This is a genomic window from Crenothrix polyspora (genome assembly GCF_900163755.1).
In the GTDB taxonomy this organism is placed as follows: Bacteria; Pseudomonadota; Gammaproteobacteria; order Methylococcales; family Methylomonadaceae; genus Crenothrix; species Crenothrix polyspora.
Genome location: NZ_FUKI01000067.1, coordinates 1 through 2,612, shown reverse-complemented (window position 1 = coordinate 2,612; position 2,612 = coordinate 1). Strand labels below are relative to the sequence as shown.

Annotated in this window: 4 protein-coding genes; all 4 read left to right on the top strand. The window is 37.9% G+C overall.

Annotated features, from left to right (window positions below):
• Nucleotides 1–204: 204 nt before the first annotated feature.
• The 4 genes from CRENPOLYSF2_RS04155 (at nucleotide 205) to CRENPOLYSF2_RS18755 (ending at nucleotide 2,354) form a co-directional block, all read left to right on the top strand.
• Nucleotides 205–513, top strand: a complete 309-nt coding sequence (locus CRENPOLYSF2_RS04155; protein ID WP_176371026.1) for a hypothetical protein — start codon at nucleotides 205–207, stop codon at nucleotides 511–513.
• 69 nt (nucleotides 514–582) lie between these two features.
• Entirely contained in the window at nucleotides 583–1,743 is a 1,161-nt protein-coding gene (locus CRENPOLYSF2_RS04150) for a replication initiation protein (protein ID WP_087142701.1), read from the top strand.
• Complete coding sequence (locus CRENPOLYSF2_RS04145) at nucleotides 1,736–2,023, top strand: integration host factor subunit beta (protein ID WP_087142700.1); 288 nt, start codon at nucleotides 1,736–1,738, stop codon at nucleotides 2,021–2,023. The genes CRENPOLYSF2_RS04150 and CRENPOLYSF2_RS04145 overlap by 8 nt, the downstream gene beginning before the upstream one ends.
• Nucleotides 2,024–2,171: 148 nt before the next feature.
• The gene (locus CRENPOLYSF2_RS18755) at nucleotides 2,172–2,354 is read left to right on the top strand and encodes a hypothetical protein (protein ID WP_087142699.1); all 183 of its coding nucleotides are present in this window, start codon (nucleotides 2,172–2,174) and stop codon (nucleotides 2,352–2,354) included.
• Nucleotides 2,355–2,612 lie beyond the last annotated feature (258 nt).

The window sequence follows — 2,612 nt, the reverse complement described above, 5'->3', positions numbered from 1 at the left end:
CGTGTCCGCAATAAAAGAGTAGGTTTCCAGTATATTGGTTTTTCGGGATACTCTGAATTGCTGACGATTTGGCTGAGTGTTTTTTCATTAAGAATTTACAATAGAGGATGGAAAACTGACTATTTTCCTTCAAATTTGTCGGAAATATTTATTTTTAATGTACGCCAATAAATTGATTTGACTTTAATTCTGAGATGCTCTGAATTGCTGAGGATTGATGTAAAAATTGACTGGTTCAAAAAACTACGGACTACTAAAGTTAACAATTCTATTTTTTTAAGTGTAGTTGTAGTTGTTTTATATGTTTTAGTTGTTTTATATGTTTTAGGAGCATTTTTAATTTTAATAATCAATGCATTACAAGGCGAAACCTTTGGAAAAGGCGGCGAAACCTTTGGAAAAGGCGGCGAAACCTTTGGAAAAGGCGGCGAAACCTTTGGAAAAGGCGGCGAAACCTTTGGAAAAGGCGGCGAAACCTTTGGAAAAGGCGGCGAAATAGTGGAAATCCTCTAAAAAATAGGCTATTCTTTATCCAGTTATTTATTTTTATGTAGATTGACCGCATTTTCCAAAGGTTTCGGCATGGCTAAAGATAAGAAAAAACTTCTACCCCCGTCATCTCTAATAGTTACCCAATCCAATAAATTAGTCGAGGCTAGGTACTCTCTGCCATTGGGTGAGCAACGCTTAATCTTGTCCATGATAGCTAAAATTCAACCAGATGATGCCGACTTCACAGAATACCGAATCAACGTTAAAGAATTTGCCAGTTTTCTCGGCCTTGATCAGAAATCCATTTACCGAGGGTTTCATGCTATCCAAAAAAGTATTGTGTCACGGGTTTTGGTGTTCTACGAGGATGACGGCCCTCTGGCTATCGGATGGGTATCTTCTGCGAAATACTTAGATGGGGAGGGAGCTGTTTTATTGTCTTTTGATCCAAAGTTAAAACCGTATTTACTGCAACTGAAAGGTAATTTCACGTCGTGCAGACTTGAAATGCTATTAAGTTTTAAAAGCCAGTACACGATGCGCGTGTACAATCTGTTGAAGCAATACGAACATCTTAAAACACGAGAGATAAAAATAGAGGTATTACGAGAGATACTTGGATTACGAGTTGATCTGCATCCTGAGTACAGTAACTTCAAACTCAATATTATAAAACCAGTACAAAAAGAACTTAAAGCCAAATCCGACTTAAGCTTCGAGTTCGATGAAATCAAGTATGGTCGTCGAGTAGGCGCCATCCGCTTCCATATTTTCACTAAAAAACTAAATGAATCATCGACTATTGAATCACCAATTGAGGGAATACCAATACTTTCAATATTGGATTTATCTCCATTAGAAATTCATGCCGATACGCTATTGGATCAGCTAATGGTGCTTGTTCCTGAACAACACAGAGCTAAAAAAACCGTACAGACAGCTTTAGGGGTCTTTGAACAAAAAAATGGCTTTGATTACGTCAAGCGCAATATTCTCTACAGTAACACCAAGGCGGATAAATCTTATGCCGGATTTTTGAATAATGCTCTAAAAAATGATTGGGGACATGATTGGGAATTGGATCAAAAGATACAACCGGTCAAGAAAAAAGTAGTTGAAATTTGGGAACGTCAGGGCTTTGCCAGCCAGAAAGAATACGATGATGCCATGTACCGTAAGCAAATGGAGCAATACAACAAAGTTGGGCAGAATGTCCATCCTTTAATTCATGGAGCAATGGTTGATGGTTAAGTCTGAATTTGTTAATGCTTTATGTGAACGACAACCGTATTTATTAGCACGCGATATAGAGTTAGCGGTGAATTGCATGCTTGAACAAATGGCGCTCAGTTTAGAAGCGGGTGAGCGTATTGAAATAAGAGGTTTTGGTAGTTTTTCACTTCATCACCGAACTTCTCGTCATGCGCGTAATCCTAAAACCGGTGAATTGGTTCATTTACCTGCTAAGGTAGCTATTCATTTCAAGCCTGGCAAAGATATGAAGAATCGGGTTAATGGGAAGCTTGCTTGATTTTCAGCATTAAAGAATAATAGCTTAACGATTAAAACACTTACGGTTCCCATGAGTATCCAATTTAACCCAAACACTTTAAACGTTGTTGACTATGAAACTTACCGATGTTTTAATCAAGGCACAGATTTTCAGCAGTCTATGAATTATGTTGGTGATCATTGATCAACTCTTGGTAGAAAGCCAGAAAGAAATGTTGGACAACCTGAATTTAACACCAAAACAGTATCAGCAGGCGCTTAAAAAAATGGGAAATGTGCGTAAAACCTTCTTAAAGCTTAACCCTCCCCCTGATATAGACCTTGATGCTTTACGGTTTTTTTGTGACTAAATCTTTGGAAAGTTAATATTTATGCCGTTGCAAATGCGATAGGAGCAAGGTTTAATTCGGTATTTCATCGATTTCTACCAGGACGGTAGACTTTACCTCACAATTAAAACTTACAGCTTTACCGCTACCCTCCGTTCCAAAGCGTCTTTGATTTCACCAAAAAACAATTCGACCAGACTTTTGGCTTCGTCCTTGGTTTCACTACCGTACACTTTTTCCAAAGCTATTGCTATTTTTTAACAGTTTGATAATTTAGTG

Bases quoted from the DNA above. Each gene is read 5' to 3' on its own strand.
- CRENPOLYSF2_RS04150 (WP_087142701.1), top strand. From the start codon at position 583: ATGGCTAAAGATAAGAAAAAACTTCTACCCCCGTCATCTCTAATAGTT.
- CRENPOLYSF2_RS04145 (WP_087142700.1), top strand. From the start codon at position 1,736: ATGGTTAAGTCTGAATTTGTTAATGCTTTATGTGAACGACAACCGTAT.
- CRENPOLYSF2_RS18755 (WP_087142699.1), top strand. From the start codon at position 2,172: ATGTTGGTGATCATTGATCAACTCTTGGTAGAAAGCCAGAAAGAAATG.